Consider the following 19,081-nt stretch of genomic DNA (forward strand, 5'->3'; position numbering starts at 1 on the left):
CTGTACAGCGCTCGCGCGGGCCGGGAAAATGGCAAAATGGCGGAGCCTGAGGGACGGCCGAGGCGCGTTCTCGCGATCGGCGGCGGGGTGGCATTGCTCTACGGGGTACCGGCAGGGGTGGGGATCTCCGCGGCCCAGACGCTTCCGTGGACCATGGCCTGCATCCTGCCCTGCTATGTGGCCGGGCTCTCGCTGTCCTGGCACAGCCCGCACCACCCGGTCGCCCGACGGCTGCTCGCGGCCGGGTCGTTCGCCGCGATCGGCATGGCCGTACGGCTCTCCATGGGCAAGCCGCCGGCGACCGGATGGCACGCCGACACGCCCCGCGCCTGGGCGCTCCTGGGCGTCGCCCGGACCTTCGACGTCCTCGCCGCGATCACGCTCTGCCGACTGGTGGCGCTGCTGCCCGACGGGCTCGTGCGCCGCGGCTACGAGCGCGTCGTGCTGCGGGCGCTCTGGCTGCTCGTGCCCTATCCCGTACTGCTGATGGCACTGCCCCTCTCGGACAAGACCCGGCCGTGGCTGCTCGTCGTGCCGGAGTCGTGGGCGCCGGGGCTCGGCGCCGGGCTGCTCCTCATCCGCTCGCTCCTGGACGCGCGCGAGCGGCGGGCCGGGCACGCGCCGCGGACGGACCGGCTGTGGGTGATCGCCCTGATCGCCTTCGTGGTGTTCGCCGGACGCGGCTCTGCCCGGCTGTTCCGGCTCTGGCTGGCCGGCCAGGGCCTCAACTACTTCATCGGCTCCGCCCTGGGGGCGCTGCCGTACATCACCATCTCGGCCGGTCTGGTGTACGCCGCGTTCCGCCACCGGCTGCCCGGCATGGACTTCGCGATCCGGCGCTCGCTGGTCTACGGGGTGCTGTGGACCATCATCGGGGCCTGGTACCTGGGCATGACCACGGCGCTCGGGCTGACGGCGGGCCAGTATCTGCCCATCGGGCTCGCGGTGTTCGTGGCGGTCTCCGCGACCATGCTGTTCCAGCCGGTGCACCGCCAGCTCAACCGGCTCGCCGCGCGGCGCGTGTTCGGGGCCCGGCCGACCAGCTTCGAGCTCCTGGTGCAGTGCGGCACCACCCTGGAGCACGCCTACGACCTCACACGGCTCGGCCCGCAGCTGGCGGTCACCCTGCGCGAGGGGCTCGATCTGCGCTGGGTGCGCGTGCGGCTGGGACCGGCCGGTCCGGGGCGGGCGCCGTTCGGATCCGGTTCGGCCGGGGCTGAGAGCGGGCAGAGCCCGTGGGGCGAGGTGCGGTTGCGGTACGGGGAGGAGGTGCTCGGCTCCATCGAGTACGGGCCCAAGGAGGAGGGCCGGTTCACCCCCGAGGACCAGGACGTGATCGAGACGCTGGCCCGGCAGGCCGCGCTCGCCGTCCACAACGCGCTGCTGACCGCCGAGCTGTCCACCCGGGTCGACGAGGTGCAGCGCCAGGCGTGCGAGCTGAATGCGTCGCGCACCCGCATCGTGCAGGCCCAGGACACCGAACGGCGACGCATCGAACGGCAGTTGCACGACGGGATCCAGCAGGAGCTGGTCGCCCTGGTGGCCAAGCTGGCGCTCGCCCGCAATCAGCTGTGCCGCAACGGCGACACCGTGCACACCACGCTCACCGAGCTCCAGGACGACGCCTGCCGGGTGATCGACGAGCTGCGCGAGGTCGCCCACGGCATCCACCCGCCCGTCCTCACCGACCAGGGCCTCGCGGCCGCCGTGCTGTCCAAGGCCCGCCGGCTGCCCCTGCCCGTCGTCGTCGAGGTCGATCCCTCGGTGTCCTCGGCGCGGTTCGCGCCGGAGATCGAGGAGGCGGCGTTCTTCCTGGTCTCCGAGGCGCTGACCAATGTGCTCAAACACGCCCGGGCCGACGGGGTGACGATCCGGATCGGCCGCGCCGACGGCTCGCTCCTCCTCGACGTCAGCGACGACGGGGTGGGCCTGCCCGCGGCCTCCCGGCTGGGGTCGGGGCTCACCGGGATGCGCGACCGGATCGAGGCGGTCGGCGGCCGGCTGTCCATCGCCGGGCGGCCCGGCGGCGGCACCACACTCCGTGCCCAGCTCACCGAACGCTCCAGAGAGACGGCCCATGCCTGACGCCCCGGACCGGATGCGCATCGTGATCGCGGAGGACCACTATCTCGTACGGGAGGGAACGCGACGGCTTCTGGAGGACACCGGCGAGGTCGATGTGATCGCGGCGGTGGGCACGGCGGAGGAACTCTTGGACGCGGTCGAGCGGTTCCGCCCGGACGCGGTGATCGCGGACATCAGGATGCCGCCGAACCACCACACCGAGGGCATCACCGCCGCGCACACCATCCGGGCCGCGCATCCGGGCATCGGCGTGGTGGTGCTGTCCCAGCACGCCAACGAGCAGTACGCCTTCGACCTGTTCCAGCAGGGCACCAACGGCCTGGCCTATCTGCTCAAGGAGCGCATCGGGGAGCTGGCGGAGCTGCTGCGCGCCCTGCGCGAGGTGGCCGCCGGGCGGTCGGTGATCGACCCGCGCATCGTGGAGGTGCTGGTCGGCAGCCATATCCGTACCGTCGACGCGCCGCTGGCCCAGCTGACCCGCCGGGAGCTGGACGTGCTGCGGCAGATGGCGCAGGGCAAGAACAACCGGAACATCGCCGAGTCGCTCTCGCTCTCCGAGTCGACCATCGAGAAGCACGTCAACTCGACCTTCGCCAAGCTCGGCCTGGCCGAGGAGTCCCAGCTGCACCGAAGAGTCACGGCGGTGCTCACCTATCTGCGGTACGGGCCCAACAGAGCGCCCTGACCGGCGCGTCCAAGCAGCGAGGTCACCGTCGCCACGCGGGGAGGCGGTGGCGACGGTGACCGGCGAGGGCGGGTCAGAAGGTGCTGCAGCAGGAGCCGGCGGTGGGCGGCGGCCAGGACTCGGAGTCGGGCGTCTCCTCCTCTTCGAGCATCTGGAGAGCGGTCACATCGGATTCCCTCACGGTGTTCACCCCCTCTGCGCGGTGTCAGCTGCGGTGAGCGAGCGCGGGAGCCACAGGCGCGGGCCCCCGCAGGCGGACCTCAGCAGGAAGGCGATCACTCCGGACAGGCCCGTGCCGTAGTCGGCCCACACCTGGGTGCCGGTGTCGTCGGGGACCAGGGTGCGGCCGTCGCGGACCACGTTGCGGGCGTACAGGCCCGCCGCGAGTTCCGCCGCCCAGCCCCGGTACGCCGGTTCCCCGCAGGCGTCCGCCAGGTCGAGCAGGAACTCGCCGTCCCCGGCGAGGCCATGGCACTGCGAGGTGCCGATGTGCCGGCGGGAGCGGCGCACGGCCACGGCCGCCCGGCGCGCGGCCACCAGGAAGTCGTCCTCACCGGTCTCCTGCCAGACCCGCAGCAGGAACGTGCCGACCCCCGACGAGCCGCTGCACCAGTGCGTCTTGCGCGGGCCGCCCTGCTCGCCGGAGCGCCAGTACGCGGCCCCGTCCGCCACTTCGGCGACGGCGAGCAGCGTCCGGGCGCCCTCGACGGCCAGATCGGCGGAGGCAGTGTCGCCGGTGGTGCGGGCGAGCGCGAGCAGGAACGCGCCGATGCCCGCGACCCCATGGGCGAAGCCGTAGTGGACGACGTCGGCGGGGGTGGACAGGATCGCGCGCGGCACCGGCCACAGCAGCCGCCCGTCGCGCCGCCGGGCCATGGCGGCGAGTTCGGCGCCCGCCTCCTCGGCCCGGTCGAGATGGCGCCGCTCCCCCGTGGCCTCCCAGAACCTCAGCTGGGTCAGTCCGGCACCGGCCACCCCGTGGCAGACGTCGGGGGCGGCCCAGCGGACGGGGACGCGGGCAGCCAGCTCCATTGCGTGCCCCAACATCCGCTCGTCACCGAGGAGTTGGGCCGCGTCGAGCAGTGCCCAGGCGGTGCCGGAGCGCCCGTAGTGGAGGCCGGGCAGGGTGCGGGGCTCGCGGCCGACGCGGTCGGCGATCCAGGTGGCGGTGGTCCGTACGGCGTCGAGCACCGCCGGATGCTCACCCGCCTCGTACGCACGCACCAGCACGCCGAGGACGCCCGCCGCGCCGTGCTGGACGTTGAACGCGTCGGTGGCGCCGCCCACCGGCCCCGAGGGCCACAGCCGGTCCGCCGCCCGCGGGTCGGCGGTGGCGAGGAGATGGTCGATCCCGTCGGCCACCAGCTCCTTGAGTTCGGGTTCGGCCAGACCGCGCGACCCGGCCGCCGGGGCGGGATCGGCCTCGGTGACGGCGAGGCCGATCACCCCCGCCGCCGTGGCGGCGGCACTGGGTTCGGCGGTGTTGCGGACGGTCTCTTCCAGCCGGTCGAGTACCTCGTCGAGGCCGGGACGCCGGGCCGGGTCGTCGTCGAGCAGGGCCACGATCAGCGGGGCGAGCAGCCGGGCGGCCTCGTTGCCGTCGGCGAGCGGGCCGAGCCAGGCGGCGAGCCGGCCCGCGTTGCCGCGTATCCCGGGATCGTCGGCGGCGAGCAGCGGGTCCACCCCGGTGACGAGGTGGAAGAAGGTCGCGCCGAGGCTGTAGAGATCGGCGGCCGGGCCGGGCGCGGGGCCGTGGCGCGGGGCGCTCATCTGTTCCGCCGCCGCGTATCCGGGGGTGTGGATACGGATGGCGGGCTCGCCCGGGCGGGCCAGCATCTCCAGGTCGATCAGCCGCACTTCGCCGTCTTCGGTGACCATGACGTTGTTGGGGTTGAAGTCCCGCAGGACCCATCCCTCGTCGTGGACGAGCCGCATCGCACAGGCCAGGGAATGCGCCCGCCGCAGGGCGTCGACGGCGGGTACGCCCCACCGCTCGCCCTCGCCGAACGCAATCCGGTCCAGCACCCATTGACGGAGCGTCACCCCTTGGACGGCCTCCTGGACCAGGAACAGGTCCCCCTGCTGCTCGAAGAGCGCGACCGGGGCCGGGGTGATGCCACTCCCGGCGAACTCCTCCAGCATCGCCGCCTCATGCCGCCGCAGGTCGCGCGCATCCCGGCCGGTCAGGGTGGCGGCGGTGTGCGGGCGCGCCTGCTTGATGATCACGGGTGTGCCGGTGGACTCGTCGACGCCCCGGAAGACGCCGCCCCCGAAGGCGTGCCGGATCACCCCCCGTACCAGGAAACGCCCGTTCAGCAGCACTTCGACCGGGGCGGCCCGGCCCGCCACCGCGGCGGACCCGCCCTGGGCGAACGGGTCGCGCGGGGCCCACTCGGGCGGCGCGAACCAGGCCCGGCGCCGGTCGGGGACCAGGCGGCCGTCGGGCGCGAGAAGCATGGCGGCGCGGATGCCGTCGTCGCCGAGCGCGGGCACCCCGCTGAACACCCCGTACCGGTAGTGGACCAGGCTGCCGGGAAAGCACGGCCGGTCGGAGAGGATCGCGGGTCCTGGCAGGCCCAGGGTCGCGCGGTGCAGCTCGGCGGCCAGCTCCCGCAGCCGGGTGTCGTCGAGCTCGGGGTAGACGGTGAGGAACTTCCCGCCGCCGCCCCGGTCGCAGCGGTGCGAGACGAGGTCGGCGGCCCGGGCGATGGTCCCGGCGAACTTGAAGCGGCACCCGTGGCGCACCAGGATCTCCGCGGCCCGCGCCAGGACCAGGGGCGCGGCCAGCGGGGTCGCGGCGACGTGCAGCTTCCAGCCCTGGAGCCGCCCGGCCTCGCCAGGCGGCGAGACATGGCACCAGAACTCCCCCTCGCGCAGCCGCCACGGCCCGCCGGTGGCCGGCCCGACCCCCGTGCGGGCCAGCACCGCTTCCACGATCTCCACGAGCAGCCTTCCGGCCGGTTCGCGGATCCCCCTCGCAGACTCCATGACCCCATCGTGGCCACGGCTCTGTCGGTTGCCTTACACCAGCCTTGCGGGCCGGGAGGTCACCCTCTCGCGCCGGGTCGAGCTCGGGTCCAGCGGACCCTGGTACCGCCGGTCCCTGGTTCCGGCGGCCCGCTTCCGCCATGATGATGATCATGACGACTGACCGCCGCCAGCTCGCTGATTTCCTGCGCCGCTGCCGTGACCGGGTCACCCCGCAGGACGCCGGACTGCCCGCCGGGCCGCGCCGCCGCACGCCGGGACTGCGGCGCGAGGAGGTCGCGCAGCTCGCCGGGATGTCCGCCGACTACTACATCCGGCTGGAGCAGGCCCGGGGGCCGCAGCCCTCGCCCCAGATGCTGACCGCGCTGGCCCGCGCCCTGCGGCTGAACGACGACGAGCGGGACCATCTGTATCTGCTCGCCGGGCACCGGCCGCCGGTCGCGCACTCCTCCGACGGCGAGGTGAGCCCGGGTCTGCTGCATCTGCTCGAACAGCTCACCAACACCCCGGCCGTGGTGCTGAGCGACCTCGGTGACGTGCTCGTCCAGAACCCCATGGCGCGCGAGCTCCTGGGCGAGGTGTGCACGGTCACCGAGCACGGGCGCAACGTCGTCTGGCGCTGGTTCACCGAACCCTCCGCCCGTGTCCCGTACCCGGAGGAGGAGCACAGCTACTACAGCCACCTGCACGTGGCGGATCTGCGCGCGGCCGCGGCGCGCCGCTTCGGCGACGCGGAGTCGGCGCGGCTGATCTCCCGGCTGCAGAGCGTCAGTGCCGAGTTCACGGCGCTGTGGGAGCTGCACGAGGTCGCCGTGCGCAGACGCGACCGGGTCCGGGTGCTCCACCCGGAGCTCGGCCCGTTCGACCTGCTCTGCCAGGTGCTGCTCGCCCCCGAGGGCGACCACCGCCTGGTGCTCTTCACCCCTCCGCCGGGGAGTACGACCGCGGACCGGCTGGCGCGGTTCGGCGCCTCGCAACTGGGCTGAGGCGCTGCCGTACGGCGGGGCGAGGGGGCTCACTCGGCGCCGTGGTCCAGACACGGGTACTCGTGACCGCACCAGCAGCGCCCCTGCACCGGTGTGGTGGCGAGCAGCAGCCGGATCACCTCGTCGACGTCGAAGTCCTCCAACTCGCTTCCTTCGGGGACGAGTTGGTAGGTACGAGACAGGAAGTCCGCGACGTCCTCGATCTCGGCGAGCAGATCCGCGCTGCCCTCGTCGGAGTGCAGCCGGATCCGCAGTCCGCCCTCGCCGTACTGCCAGACCCGCACGTCGCCGAGGCCGACCGGGCAGCGCGAGGTCAGCCCCTCCGCCACGAGATCGCGACCCATGGTCCAGGTCGTATGCATGCCATTGCCGCAGACGAATTCCACCGAAACGGCGAGCGGGTCGGCGGGGTCGTAAGCCATCAAGGCCTCTACGGGGGTCATGGCATCACCCTCGTGCAGTAGTTCGACATACAACGGAACGCAGATCTCTTCCATGTCGCCCCCCTCGTCGGGACAGTCACCGGCGGCCGGTCGCCGGGCGTTGTTCGGTATACGCATCTATGACGTACTCAACGGCCGCGATAGTGACCGACTTCGCGAACAAATTCCCCCGGGGATGTGGAAACTGTGCGTACGGTGTCGCAAATTCGCATGCCCGCATCGATCACTTCCCCCGGGCGGGACCGGCCGATCCCGCCGCCGAAGGGGCCGCCGGCCCCGCTCCTGGCGCCGTCAACAGCGGTGGGGCGGGCTCCGGGGCGGGTCGCGCGGCTTGTGGTGAAGGCTTCACAATCCCGGCCGCGGCGGCACCGATTCGGCCGGAACATTGCGTTCAGCCGGGCGGCGTGATCGCGACAGCGCGCCGCCCGCGGCCGCGTCGGTGGCGGCCGCGGGCGGCTGGGGGAAGGCACGGGCTCAGCAGAACTTGTCCAGTTGCCCCGCTTTCGCCGCACGAACCATGGCGGCGATCTCGGACCGGGTGTACCGGAGCACCGGTGCCTCGGTGTCCTTCGTATGCGTCACGGCGATCCGGTCGCCGTCCACGGCGAATCCGACGCAATCCTTGGAGTAGTCGAGGTCGCTGAAAGACGACTTCTCGAATGCGAGGTGAGGGGCATTGCGGTTGACGTATTCACTGACCTCGACAAGGCGCGAGTGGTCCACGGAAGAGCTCCTTCGTGCAACAGTGGGGTCTGTTCAGCACGCTACGAGCCCGAGTCCGCGCATTTCTAGTGCCCTTGACAGATGAACATGTGATGCGCTAGCGCCTCCTGGGAAGTGCGGCGGGAGCGCGTGGCGCGAAGGGCCCTACAGCAGACCGAGGTTGGCGTCGGGCGAGCCGTGCAGCGTCGGGGCGAGCAGTCCGGCCTGGGGATCGCTGAGCGCGGGCAGCCCGAACAACTCGGCCTGCGGCGGGGTGAGCGGCGCCTTGAGGACCGCCCCCGGGCTCTCCGCGCGCAGCGGGGACGACGGCGAGGTGACGGCCGCCGTGCCGAGCTTCTCGTCCGTGATCGGATCGCTCAGCGGCGCCTTGAGCAGCGTCGACGGCAGCTCCGTGGTGACCGGCAGACTCGGCAGCAGCGGCGAAGGCGTCAGCGACCCGGCGACATGGCGAGGCCCGCTCGGGGAACCCGGCATCGGGATGGGTACGCCAGTGCTCACCGAGGGGGATTCGAACGGCAGCGCCGCGTCCAGACCTTCCAGCGGGACCACGACGGGTACGGACGACCCGGCCGCGGCGGGCGTGACCGCCGCCGCCGTGGCCATGCACGTCATCATGGCCGCGAGGCCGGCCCGCTTGGTGAGCTTCATAGGTACTTCCATCCCTCTGGGTCTCGGATCACTGACGGACAGGTGCCGTCTGGAAGAACGAGGCCATCGGGCCAACCCCTCCAAAATTCCCCTGTTCAGCGGAGCGGAAAGGCAACTCCGCGCTCGGAATCGGGTCGTTTTCCGAAGATCCGACGTTCCGATTCGTCGATCGGCACATCATTGATGCTCGCTTCCCTGCGGGCCATCAGACCGTTCTCGTCGAACTCCCAGAGCTCGTTGCCGTAACTGCGCCACCACTGCCCCGCCGCGTCCCGACTCTCGTACTGGAAGCGCACCGCGATGCGGTTGCCGTCGAACGCCCACAGCTCCTTGCGGAGCGCGTAGTCGAGCTCGCGCGCCCACTTGGCGGTGAGCAGCTCGACGATCGCGGCCCGCCCGGTGACGAAGGTGTCCCGATTGCGCCAGCGGGAGTCCTCGGTGTACGCGAGCGAGACCTTCTCGGGGTCACGGGTGTTCCAGGCGTCCTCGGCGGCCTGGACCTTCTGCCGGGCGGTGTGCAGGTCGAAGGGGGGCAGGGGCGGGCGAGCGGTCATGGCTGGACCTCCGGTCGAGGGGCGGGAACGGGCAGGGCGAGCCGGGGAGAACGTGCGTTCTCCTCGTCGTGCCGCTACTCTAGAGAACGATCGTTCTCAGTTCAAGGAGTGGTGAGGTCATGGACAGCGCAGTCGCACGGGAGCGGGTGCTCGACGCCGCCGGGACGCTGTTCTACGAGCGGGGCATCCAAAGCGTCGGCATGGACGAGATCCGCAGCACCTCCGGCGTCTCGCTCAAGCGCCTCTACGCCCTCTTCCCCGCCAAGGACCACCTCGTGGAGGCGTATCTGGAGCGCCGGGACACGCTGTGGCGCGGACGCCTGGCGGAGTACGTGGAGCGGCACGCCGAGCCGGAGGAGCGGATCCTGGCGGTCTTCGACCATCTGCGCCGCTGGTTCGGCGAACCCGGCTTCCGCGGTTGCGCGTGGATCAACGCGTACGGCGAACTCGGCGCCTCCTCGGAACGCGTCGCCGTCCAGGCGCGCGCCCACAAGAACGCGTTCCGCGCGTACCTGGGCTCGCTCGTCGCGGACGCGGGGCTGCCCGACCGCCTGGCCGACCATCTGACGCTCCTCGCCGAGGGCGCGATGGTGACGGCGGGCATCTTCCACAGCCAGGAGCCCGCGCTCCAGGCCCGTGAGGCGGCGGCCGCGCTGCTGGCGGCGGCACGCGGCTGACCCCGCGCCCCAATCCACCGCGCGCCGCCGGGAAGAGGCGACCGTCGGCCCGTACGCTGAGGCCGCACGCTCCCTGGTCGTTGGCCATGTGTTCACTGGTTGCCCCACTGCCCTCCCCCCGCGCCGGGAAGCCTCCTGTCGGGTCCACGACGAACGGACCCGCACCGACAGCTCAGGAGGCAATCCCCATGGCCGAGTTGACGCGACGCAGACTCCTCGGATCGGCGGCGGGCGCGATCGGCGGCGCGACGGCGCTCTCCCTGCTTCCCCCCAGCGTGCGGAAGGCGGTCGCCGCCGGGCCGCCGCGCCGGGGCTCGATTCGCGACATCGAACACGTCGTCATGCTGATGCAGGAGAACCGTTCGTTCGACCACTACTTCGGCACGCTCTCCGGGGTCCGCGGCTTCAACGACCCCCACGCGCTGCGGCTGCCCGACGGCCGTTCGGTGTTCTACCAGCCGGACGCGGTCAACCCCGACGGCTATCTGCTGCCGTTCCACCTGGACACCCACCGCTCCAGCGCGCAGGCCATCCCGTCCACCAGCCACGCCTGGGCCGTGCAGCACGCGGCCTGGAACGGCGGGAGGATGGATCAGTGGCTGCCCGCGCACCGCAAGGCGGACGGGGGCAACGGGCCCTATGTGATGGGGTACTACACCCGCGAGGACATCCCGTTCCAGTTCGCCCTCGCGGAGACCTTCACGGTCTGCGACCACTACTTCTGTTCGGTCTTCGGGCCGACCTGGCCGAACCGGCTGTACTGGATGACCGGCACGATCGACCCGGGCGGCACCCTGGGCGGCCCGGTGATCACCAACAGGGCGCCGACGCCGTACCGGTGGACGACGTACGCCGAGCGGCTCCAGGCGGCCGGGGTGAGCTGGAAGGTCTACCAGCAGGACGACGACTACGGCTGCAACATGCTGGAGCAGTTCGCCGCCTTCCGCTCCGCGCGACCCGGTTCGGACCTGTACGAGCGCGGGGTGCGCCCGCAGCCCGAGGGCACCTTCGAGGACGACGCCCGGGCCGACCGGCTGCCGGCGGTCTCGTGGATCATGCCGACGAGCTTCCAGTCCGAGCATCCGGACTATCTGCCCGCGGCGGGCGCGGACTTCGTGGCCCGCAAGATCGAGGCGATCGCGGCCAACCCGAAGGTATGGGCGAAGACCGCGTTCATCCTGAACTACGACGAGAACGACGGACTGTTCGACCATGTGCCGCCGCCGACGCCGAGGGCGGGCACGGCCGACGAGTTCGTCCAGGGGCTGCCGATCGGGGGTGGCTTCCGGGTCCCGGCGATCGTCGTGTCGCCCTGGACGGTGGGCGGCTGGGTGGCGAGCGAGCCGTTCGACCACACGTCGGCGCTGCGGTTCCTGGAGGAGTTCACCGGGGTCGAGGAGCCCAACATCAGCCAGTGGCGGCGCCGTACGTTCGGCGACCTGACCTCGGCGTTCCGCTTCACCCACGCCCGGCCGCGCCCGCCGCGCCTGCCGCGCAACACGGCGGAGCAGCTGGAGGAGGCGAAGAAGGAAGTGGCGACGCTGCCGAAGCCGACGCCGCCCGGTGCCGACCAGTCCTTCCCGCGCCAGGAGAGGGGCCACCGGCCGCACACGTAGGCTCATACGGGCAGCAGTCGTCTTGAGCATGGCCGTTCGGGACCGGTCGCTTCCGGTTCCCGGGCGGCTCTTGTCCGGGAGTGAACAGACCTTCACACGGCGTTCAACAGCTGGTCACCAGGTGTTGGTCGAATCCGGTACCTGACGATCATCACCATGATCTCCATGTCGTTCACCCCGTACAACTCACCGGCACCAGGCGGCGCTCGCGCCGCACGGTGCGGACCGTCGCCCGCCGGGGCCGTCGCAGGGCTGCTCGCCCTCGCGGTCGCGGCCGTCTCCCTCCTTCTCGCCGCTCCCGTGTCGTACGCGAGCGGCCCGCTGGCGTCCTCGCGCGCCCTCGTCGGCGCCGAGCAGGTGCTGTTCCGCTCCGGTGTGGGCGGTTACGGCTGCTACCGCATCCCGGCCCTGGTGAAGACGAAGACGGGCAGCCTGCTCGCGTTCGCGGAGGGGCGCAAGTCGCCGACCTGCGCCGATCGCGGCGACATCGATCTGGTGATGCGCCGCTCCACCAACGACGGCCGCACCTGGGGCCCGGCCCATGTCGTCCTGGAGGGCAGCCCCACCGACGGCACCGAGCCCTTCACCCGGGGCAATCCGGCGCCCGTGGTGGACCGCGAGACCGGTTCGGTGTTCCTGTTGACCACCTCCAACGAGGACACGCCCACCGGCCTGCGGCTGCCCTGGGTGCAGCGGAGCGACGACGACGGGGTGAGCTGGAGCGCGCCCAAGGCGCTGCCCACGTACACCGGCGCCAACAACGGCTGGTTCGCCACCGGTCCCTCGCACGGCGTCCAGCTGACCGAGGGCGCGCACGCCGGACGCCTGGTGGTGGGCGCCCACCAGAACCCCGACTCCACGACGCGTTACGCGGGCGTCCTCTACAGCGACGACCACGGTGCCACCTGGCAGGCGAGCTCCACCGCGAACTCGTACGTGGCGAACGCGGTCAAGCCGGGCGAGGTCTCGGTGACCGAACTGCCCGGCGGCAGCGTGTACCTGGCCGCCCGCAACGAGATCGGCGGCAGCTCCAACCACCGCACCCGCGCGGTGAGCTCCGACGGCGGCACCACGGTCCCCGCCTCCACGGTGATCCCCGGTCTGATCACCCCGGAGGTCCAGGGCTCGGCGCTCACCCTGCGCCAGACGTATCAGCGCACGCCCGGCGACACCATGGTCTTCTCGGCGCCGTCGGACGCGTCCGACCGCAAGCTGATGAAGATCCGTTACTCCACCGACCAGGGCACCACCTGGACGGCCGCCTCCAACGGTCTGATCAGCAACGACCGGGCCTCCTACTCCGACCTCGCCGAGCTCGACACGGGTGAGCTCGGTCTGGTCTACGAGGGCGGCCCGAGCAACTCCGCCGACGAGATCCGCTTCAACGTGACCACGCCGGGCGCGCTGGGGATACCGGGCACATTCACGGGCAAGGGCTCCCCGCAGAAGAGCCCGACGGCGGGCCGCACCAGCCCGGACTCCGGCCCGGACGCCAACGACGCCTACCTCCAGGCCAATGCGGCCCTCGGCAGCGGCCGCTTCGGGCAGGGCCTGGTCCTGGACGGCACGGGCGACTACGCCGATGTGCCGTACGGCAGGACGATCGACCCGGGTGCGGGCGACGTCACGTATGCGATGTGGTTCAAGTACGCGGCGACGACGGCGAGCAGGCAGCAGGCGCTGTTCTGGGCGTACGGGCAGGGCAGCACCAAGCCGCAGGTGTGGCTGCGCACCCAGCCCGCCGACGACCGGCTGTACGCCTGGGTGCAGGGCGCGGGCGGCGGCGCCTGGCTGACGCTGACCGACCCGTCGGCGGCGGTGGCGTTCGGCGACGACCAGTGGCACCACGTGGCGCTGATCCGCTCGGGTGCGCAGATCCGCCTCACCGTCGACGGCACGGTGACCGGGACGGCGACGGGCGTGTCCGGTTCGGTGACGGACGCGCCGCAGAACGGCGTGGAGGGCATCCGGATCGGCGCCAAGCCGGACACGGGGGTGAGCGACGCGTTCGGCGGTGTGATCGACGAGTTCCGCGTCTACCGCTCGGCGTTGACGGACGCGGCGCTCACTCAGGTGCGCGCCAACGCGACGGAGCTGGACACGGAGGCCGCCACCCGTTCGATGGGCGCGCGGCTGCCCTTCCAAGTGATCGACACGGCGGTCGTCCCGGACCGGCGCCGCATCACCATCGAGGACGACGTCTCGGGCCACTGCGCCAGCGGGACCCTGCTCGGCGGTGTGCCTGCCCTGCCGACGGGCCGGATCGGGTCGCTGGCGGCGACCGTCGACAGCACCCACCCGGGCACGGAGACCGGCTTCTCGCCGACGCTGGACGTCGGCGCGGGCGACTTCACGTACAGCCTCTGGTTCCGGTACGCGGCGGGCTCGACCACGCCGGACCAGGCGCTGGTGTGGGCGTACGGAACGGGCGGCGGCAGTCCGCAGCTGTGGGTGCGCGCCCAGCCGTCGCAGGACCGCCTCTACGCCTGGGTGCAGACGGACGCGGGCACGGCGGCGGTCGCGCTGCCGGACACCACGTCGACCAGGTCGTTCGGCGACGGCGCCTGGCATCTGATGACGCTGACCCGGTCGGCCGACAAGGTCTCGCTGGGCGTGGACGCCCGTACGCCGGTGACGGTGAGCGGCCTGACCGGCTCGCTGACGCCCGCGCAGGGCAGCGGGCAGCAGGGGGTGCGGGTCGGCTCGAAGCTCGACAACACGAGTGTGTTCGACGGTGACGTGGACGAGTTCCGGATCTACCACCGGGCGCTGACGGCGGCCGAGGTCTCGACGGTGGCGGGGTCCACGGCGGGCTCTTCCGGTTCCTACCCGGCCGATCTTCCGGCGCTGTGGTGGTCGTTCGAGAACCAGTACACGGGCGCGAAGGACGTGGTGCGTCCGGCGGCGGGTCCGGCGACACCGGACTCCACGGTCCACTGCGGCCACGGCTTCGTGCGCGGCGGCGCGGCGAGCGTGCCGGGCAGGTTCGGCAACGCGCTCGCCTTCGACGGCTCGAACGACGCCGTCGACCTGCCGTACGGCGCGGCCACCGCGCTCGGCTCGGCGGACTTCACCGTCAGCACATGGCTCAAGTACTCGGCCACCGCCGGCAGTGCGGACCAGGTCCTGGTGTGGGCGTACGGGACGGGCGCCTCGGAGCGGCAGATCTGGCTGCGGGCCCAGCCCGCGCAGGACCGGCTGTACGCCGCGTTCGAGACGGACACGGCGACCACCGTGGTGGCGGCTGTGGACGGCTCGGCGGCGGCCGGTTTCGGCGACGGGGCCTGGCACCACGTGGCCCTGCAACGGGCGGATGGCCAGCTCCGCCTGATCGTCGACGGGCAGACGCTGGGCAGCGCGGCGGCCCCGGCGGGCTCGGTGACGACGGGTGACACCTACGCCGTTGACGGCTTCCGGCTCGGCGCCAAGCCTGACGGGACAAATCCGCTGACGGGCGCGCTGGACGAGTTCCGGATCACCCGCAAGGCGCTGTCGGCGGACGAGCTGACGACACTGCGCACGGACAACAGCCTTCCGGGGACGGCCACTTCGACGTGGCTGCCGTTCCAGGTGATCACGGGATCGGAGTTCGCCCGTATGTAGCTATAGGGCCAGGTAGCCTGCGGATACGACTGTGGTGGCCGTCCGTCGCACTTCGCGGCGGGCGGCCACCGGCGCGAGGGGAGAGCGGCTCGATGACCGATGGACGACTGCGGGACGCCGCGCAGACCCGGGTCGAGGAGATCCTGGCCGAGGTGACCGCGTCCGGCGAGGAGACCGGCGTCCAGGTGGCGGCCTACCTCGACGGCGAACTCGTGGTGGACGCCTGGGCGGGCCTGGCCGATGTGGAGACCGGGCGGCCGATGGAGCCGGAGACGCTGGTGCCGGCATGGTCGACGGGGAAGGGAATCGCGGCGGCCCTGGTGGCGGTGCTGGTGGAGCGGGGGATGGTGGGCTACGACACCCCGATCGCCGCGCACTGGCCGGAGTTCGCGGCCCGGGGCAAGGCGGAGATCACCCTCGGCCAGGTCCTATCGCACTCGGCGGGCCTGCCGCAGCTGCGCCCCGAGGTGACTCCGGAGGAGTTGTTCGACGTGGCGTCGGTCGGGGACTGGCTGGCCGGGCAGGCCCCGCTGTGGGAGCCGGGCACGGCGAGCGGCTACCACGGCTGGACATACGGCGTGCTCCTCGCGGAGACCCTGCGCCGGGCCACCGGCCGCACCTGCGATGAGCTGCTGCGGGAGGAGTTGGCGGGGCCGCTGGGGGTGGCGGACGCGCTGTTGTTCTCGGTCCCGGACGATCTGCTCGACCGGGTGGCGATCTGCTACGACGGCGGCTGGTCGGCGTACTTGGACCGAATGCCGCCGCACTCCCCGTTCTTCACCTTCGCCCCGCGTCGGGTGCTTCCGGTGGCCTCGCTCGCGAACCGGGCCGACTTCCGCCGGGCGGCGCTCCCGGCCAACGGGACGATGACGGCCCGGGCGGCGGCCCGGATGTACGCGACGCTGGCCTGCGGCGAGCTGGACGGCGTACGCCTGGTGTCGGAGGCCACCCTGAAGGAGGCGACGGCCCCGAGGACAAGCGGCGAGGACCGCTCGCTGGGCTTCCCGCTGCTGAAGGGCTACGGCTTCATGCTCGGCGGCGCGGGTTCGGTGGTGCGCTCCCCCGACGGCGGCTTCGGCACCAACGGCTCGGGCGGCAGCGCGGCCTCGGCCGACCCGGCCCACCGGTTCTCCTTCGCGGTGACGAAGAACCGGATGAGCGTGAACGGGTTGGACAAGCGGTTGTTCCGGGAGGTGCGGGAGGTGCTGGGCATCGGGTGACCGGGTCAGCGGCCCGCGCATGCCCGCAGGTCGGCGGTGAGCCGGTCCGCGTGGGTGACGAACAGGCCGTGGCCGGCGTTCTCGTACACGTGGTACGTGCTGTCCGGGATGAGGCGGGCGGCCCGCTCCCCGGTGAGGGCGATCGGGGCGGACACGTCGTGGGTTCCGTGGATGACAAGAACCGGGACGTCGATCTTGGTGAGCTCGGGAGCGAGGTCGAGGGTCACGATCAGCTCGCCGAGGGCGTTGGCGGCGCGGGCGGTGGCCCCGGCGCAGCGGTGCTCCCAGTACTGGACGTGGGCGGGCGAGACGTCGTTGCCGGGCCGGTCCAGGGCGAAGAATCCGGCGGCGCCGTCGGCGAAGAAACCCGGCCGATCCTTGCGGAAGACCTCGTTCCCGGCCTCGATGAGGGCCGGGTCGACGCCCTCGGGGTGGTCCGCCGAGCGGGCCGGGCCGGGCGCCATTCCGGCCACCAGGGCGACGCGTGCCACCCGTCCGCTGCCGTGCAGGGTGAGGTAGCGGACGACTTCGGCGGTGCCGACGGAGTGGCCGACCAGGGTGATGTCGGTGAGGTCGAGGTGGTCCAGGAGCGCGCCGACGTCCCCGGCCAGGGTGTCGAGGCCGAACCCGTCCCACACGTCGTCGGACCGCCCGTGCCCGCGCCGGTCGAGCCCTATGCAGCGGAAGCCCTCGGCGGCCAGCGGAAGCATCTGGAACTCCCACATCTCCGTACCGAAGTAGGAGCTGTTGACGAAGACGATGGTCCGGCCCTCGCGCGGCCCGTAGTCGACGTAGTGCAGGCGGGTGCCATCGGTGCTGGTCTCGAAGTACGGCATGGCGCTGGGATCCTCCCCGTCGGCGACCGCCCGGGTCGGCGGTGCGTCGTGTGGTCAATGGTGCGGGGGGCGGGGCGGGTTGGTCGATTACCTCGCTGGTCATGCACCGCCGCTGACACCGGGGTTGATCGTTTAGCCTGACGGTGTGAACAACACCGTGGCGGGGACGCAGGGGTACGGCGCGGACGCGGACGCGCTGGCCGGCCAGTACGAGAGCGTGACCTTCGAGGAGGTCCACGGCGGCCTGCTCCACCTCTACCCGACCTCGCCCGTACGGGCCCTGGACCTCGGCGCCGGGACCGGCCGCGACGCGGCGGCCCTGGCCCGCCTCGGCCATACGGTCACGGCGGCCGAACCGACCCCCGAACTGCGCCTCCGGGGGCAGCGGTTGCACCCGGAGCCCGCCCTGACCTGGCTGGACGACGCTCTGCCGGATGTGCCGGTACTGACCGAGCGCGGCGAGCGGTTCGGTCTCGTCCTGCTCACGGCGGTGTGGATGCACCTGGACCCCGCAGAGCGCGCCCGGGGCATGCGAGCCGTCGCCGCCCTGCTCGCGCCCGGCGGCATCCTGGCGATGACCATACGCAGCGGCCCGGTGCCGCCGGGGCGGCGCATGTTCGACGTACCGGAGGCGGAGACGGTGGCGTTGGCACAGGCGGCGGGGATGCGGGTCGCGCACCTGGGCGGCCGCGTGGATCTGCACGGCCGCCCAGGGGTCCGGTGGTCGGAGCTGGTGTTCACACGGCCATAGCCGGGCCGGGCGGCGGACACGCCGTCAGATCACCACCGCAGCAGCCTTCCCGCCCCGCCGCGACGACCCCCACCGCCGGGTGATCGGCCGCTCCACCAGCGCGTACAACGCCCAGGACGTCAACACACTCACCGCCAGCAGCAGGACCACCAGCCCACTGGCCACCGGCGTCGAGTAAAGGTCGTGACCGAGGACCTTGCGGCCGTACGCCAGCACGATGAAGTGCAGTAGGTAGAACGCGAACGAGATCTCGCCCAGCCAGACCATCGCGCGGTTCCGGAACAGTGTGAACTCGCCCTTCACGTCCGCCGTCGCGGCCGCCGCGATCAGCAGGGCGATCGGGACGATCGACGTGGCGCGCTGGGCGTAGAGCATGTCCGACTCCTGGGCGAGCCAGTAGCTGCCCGCCAGGAGCACGCTCGACCAGGCGATACCGATGTTGCGCCAGCGCCCGTTCAGTACCGCGTGCGCCACGAGCATGCCGAGCGCGAAGTCGAGGATGCGTACCGGCGGCAGGAAGTACGCGAACCAGTACTGCTTCACGGAGGCGTCCGCCGAACCCGACGTGGCCAGTTCGACGGCGCCCGCGTCGGGCAGCACGGTGTAGGTGAACAGCGGCGTGAGGATGATCGCCGCCATCAGCGCGCCGATCCAGTACTTGAGCCGCGCGGGATCGATGCGCAGGAACAGCCGGTGCAGCAGCGGGAACGAGGCGTAGAAGAAGAACTCGCAGCCGAGTGACCAGTTGGACGCGTCCACGCTGAGGAGGTACTGGAAGTCCGGTATCCAGACGTGCACCATGAAGAGGTTCGCGAGTGCCACCCGGGCCGGTGTGTAGGCGGAGGCGAACAGCAGCAGCGCCAGGCCCCACGTGATCACGTAGTTCGGGTAGATCTTGGTGAACCGGCGGCGCCAGAACGCCCGGGCCGTGTCCGTCGGGCGGGCCGACCAGGTGAGCACGAAGCCGCTTAGGACGAAGAAGAACGCGACACCCAGCGAACCGGCCTTCTCCGTCGCCTTGTTGAGGTCGGCGACCAGCTCGTCGTCCTCGAACAGGCGCACTTGGGGAACGGGCAGTCCGATGTGGCTGACGAAGACCAGGAACGCGGCGGGGAACCGCAGTCCGGTCAGCGAGGGCAGCCGGGAGAGGCCGGGGGTGGGCAGCCCGCCTCTCCGGGGCACTTCGCGGGGTACCCGGGACACGCCGTGTGTCATGGAGAACCTTCCTGAGAACGGACGTGAGGGCAGGACTCTCCTGGGAAGGGA

At 72.0% G+C, this 19,081-nt stretch carries 16 protein-coding genes; 8 read left to right on the forward strand and 8 right to left on the reverse strand.

Going from position 1 to position 19,081, the window contains the following annotated elements:
* Positions 1–36 precede the first annotated feature (36 nt).
* Both BX283_RS07000 and BX283_RS07005 read left to right on the forward strand, forming a co-directional pair.
* The gene (locus tag BX283_RS07000) at positions 37–2,085 is read left to right on the forward strand and encodes a GAF domain-containing sensor histidine kinase (RefSeq protein WP_180357088.1); all 2,049 of its coding nucleotides are present in this window, start codon (positions 37–39) and stop codon (positions 2,083–2,085) included.
* Entirely contained in the window at positions 2,078–2,770 is a 693-nt protein-coding gene (locus BX283_RS07005; protein ID WP_257582135.1) for a response regulator transcription factor, read from the forward strand. The genes BX283_RS07000 and BX283_RS07005 overlap by 8 nt, the downstream gene beginning before the upstream one ends.
* Before the next feature lie 73 nt (positions 2,771–2,843).
* On the opposite strand, the gene BX283_RS41030 is transcribed toward BX283_RS07005, so the two are convergent.
* Both BX283_RS41030 and lanL read right to left on the reverse strand, forming a co-directional pair.
* Positions 2,844–2,960 (reverse strand): ALQxL family class IV lanthipeptide, encoded by a 117-nt coding sequence (locus tag BX283_RS41030; RefSeq protein WP_306822791.1) that lies wholly within the window; start codon positions 2,958–2,960, stop codon positions 2,844–2,846.
* Entirely contained in the window at positions 2,957–5,758 is a 2,802-nt protein-coding gene (lanL, locus tag BX283_RS07010; protein ID WP_143676401.1) for a class IV lanthionine synthetase LanL, read from the reverse strand. Before lanL ends, BX283_RS41030 begins: the two co-directional genes overlap by 4 nt.
* A gap of 152 nt (positions 5,759–5,910) precedes the next feature.
* On the opposite strand from lanL, the gene BX283_RS07015 reads away from it, so the two are divergent.
* Positions 5,911–6,744, forward strand: a complete 834-nt coding sequence (locus BX283_RS07015; RefSeq protein WP_101392192.1) for a helix-turn-helix transcriptional regulator — start codon at positions 5,911–5,913, stop codon at positions 6,742–6,744.
* Positions 6,745–6,773: 29 nt separating this feature from the next.
* Here BX283_RS07015 and BX283_RS07020 read toward each other — a convergent pair whose 3' ends face one another.
* The 4 genes from BX283_RS07020 to BX283_RS07035 form a co-directional block, all read right to left on the reverse strand.
* Positions 6,774–7,187 (reverse strand): SsgA family sporulation/cell division regulator, encoded by a 414-nt coding sequence (locus BX283_RS07020; RefSeq protein WP_180357089.1) that lies wholly within the window; start codon positions 7,185–7,187, stop codon positions 6,774–6,776.
* A gap of 474 nt (positions 7,188–7,661) precedes the next feature.
* Positions 7,662–7,910 (reverse strand): DUF397 domain-containing protein, encoded by a 249-nt coding sequence (locus BX283_RS07025; RefSeq protein WP_101386783.1) that lies wholly within the window; start codon positions 7,908–7,910, stop codon positions 7,662–7,664.
* A gap of 144 nt (positions 7,911–8,054) precedes the next feature.
* Positions 8,055–8,558: a hypothetical protein gene (locus BX283_RS07030; RefSeq protein WP_101386784.1), complete on the reverse strand. Its 504-nt coding sequence runs from the start codon at positions 8,556–8,558 to the stop codon at positions 8,055–8,057.
* Between the two features lie 95 nt (positions 8,559–8,653).
* On the reverse strand, positions 8,654–9,112 hold the full coding sequence (locus tag BX283_RS07035; RefSeq protein ID WP_101386785.1) for a nuclear transport factor 2 family protein: 459 nt from the start codon (positions 9,110–9,112) through the stop codon (positions 8,654–8,656).
* A 119-nt stretch (positions 9,113–9,231) separates the two neighbouring features.
* On the opposite strand from BX283_RS07035, the gene BX283_RS07040 reads away from it, so the two are divergent.
* The 4 genes from BX283_RS07040 to BX283_RS07055 all read left to right on the forward strand — a co-directional run bounded on the left by BX283_RS07040 (position 9,232) and on the right by BX283_RS07055 (position 16,228).
* The gene (locus BX283_RS07040) at positions 9,232–9,789 is read left to right on the forward strand and encodes a TetR/AcrR family transcriptional regulator (protein WP_101386786.1); all 558 of its coding nucleotides are present in this window, start codon (positions 9,232–9,234) and stop codon (positions 9,787–9,789) included.
* Positions 9,790–9,977: 188 nt separating this feature from the next.
* On the forward strand, positions 9,978–11,405 hold the full coding sequence (locus BX283_RS07045) for an alkaline phosphatase family protein (RefSeq protein WP_101386787.1): 1,428 nt from the start codon (positions 9,978–9,980) through the stop codon (positions 11,403–11,405).
* 156 nt (positions 11,406–11,561) lie between these two features.
* Positions 11,562–15,008, forward strand: a complete 3,447-nt coding sequence (locus BX283_RS07050; protein ID WP_257582142.1) for a sialidase family protein — start codon at positions 11,562–11,564, stop codon at positions 15,006–15,008.
* 92 nt (positions 15,009–15,100) lie between these two features.
* Positions 15,101–16,228 (forward strand): serine hydrolase, encoded by a 1,128-nt coding sequence (locus tag BX283_RS07055; RefSeq protein ID WP_101386788.1) that lies wholly within the window; start codon positions 15,101–15,103, stop codon positions 16,226–16,228.
* A 5-nt stretch (positions 16,229–16,233) separates the two neighbouring features.
* On the opposite strand, the gene BX283_RS07060 is transcribed toward BX283_RS07055, so the two are convergent.
* The gene (locus BX283_RS07060; protein ID WP_101386789.1) at positions 16,234–17,064 is read right to left on the reverse strand and encodes an alpha/beta fold hydrolase; all 831 of its coding nucleotides are present in this window, start codon (positions 17,062–17,064) and stop codon (positions 16,234–16,236) included.
* 145 nt (positions 17,065–17,209) lie between these two features.
* Here BX283_RS07060 and BX283_RS07065 point away from each other — a divergent pair, with 145 nt between their 5' ends.
* On the forward strand, positions 17,210–17,815 hold the full coding sequence (locus tag BX283_RS07065) for a bifunctional 2-polyprenyl-6-hydroxyphenol methylase/3-demethylubiquinol 3-O-methyltransferase UbiG (protein WP_101386790.1): 606 nt from the start codon (positions 17,210–17,212) through the stop codon (positions 17,813–17,815).
* A 24-nt stretch (positions 17,816–17,839) separates the two neighbouring features.
* On the opposite strand, the gene BX283_RS07070 is transcribed toward BX283_RS07065, so the two are convergent.
* Positions 17,840–19,030, reverse strand: coding sequence for an acyltransferase (locus tag BX283_RS07070; RefSeq protein WP_101386791.1), 1,191 nt, complete (start codon positions 19,028–19,030; stop codon positions 17,840–17,842).
* Between the last annotated feature and the right edge of the window lie 51 nt (positions 19,031–19,081).

The sequence above is a fragment of the Streptomyces sp. TLI_146 genome, from assembly GCF_002846415.1.
GTDB lineage: Bacteria > Actinomycetota > Actinomycetes > Streptomycetales > Streptomycetaceae > Streptomyces.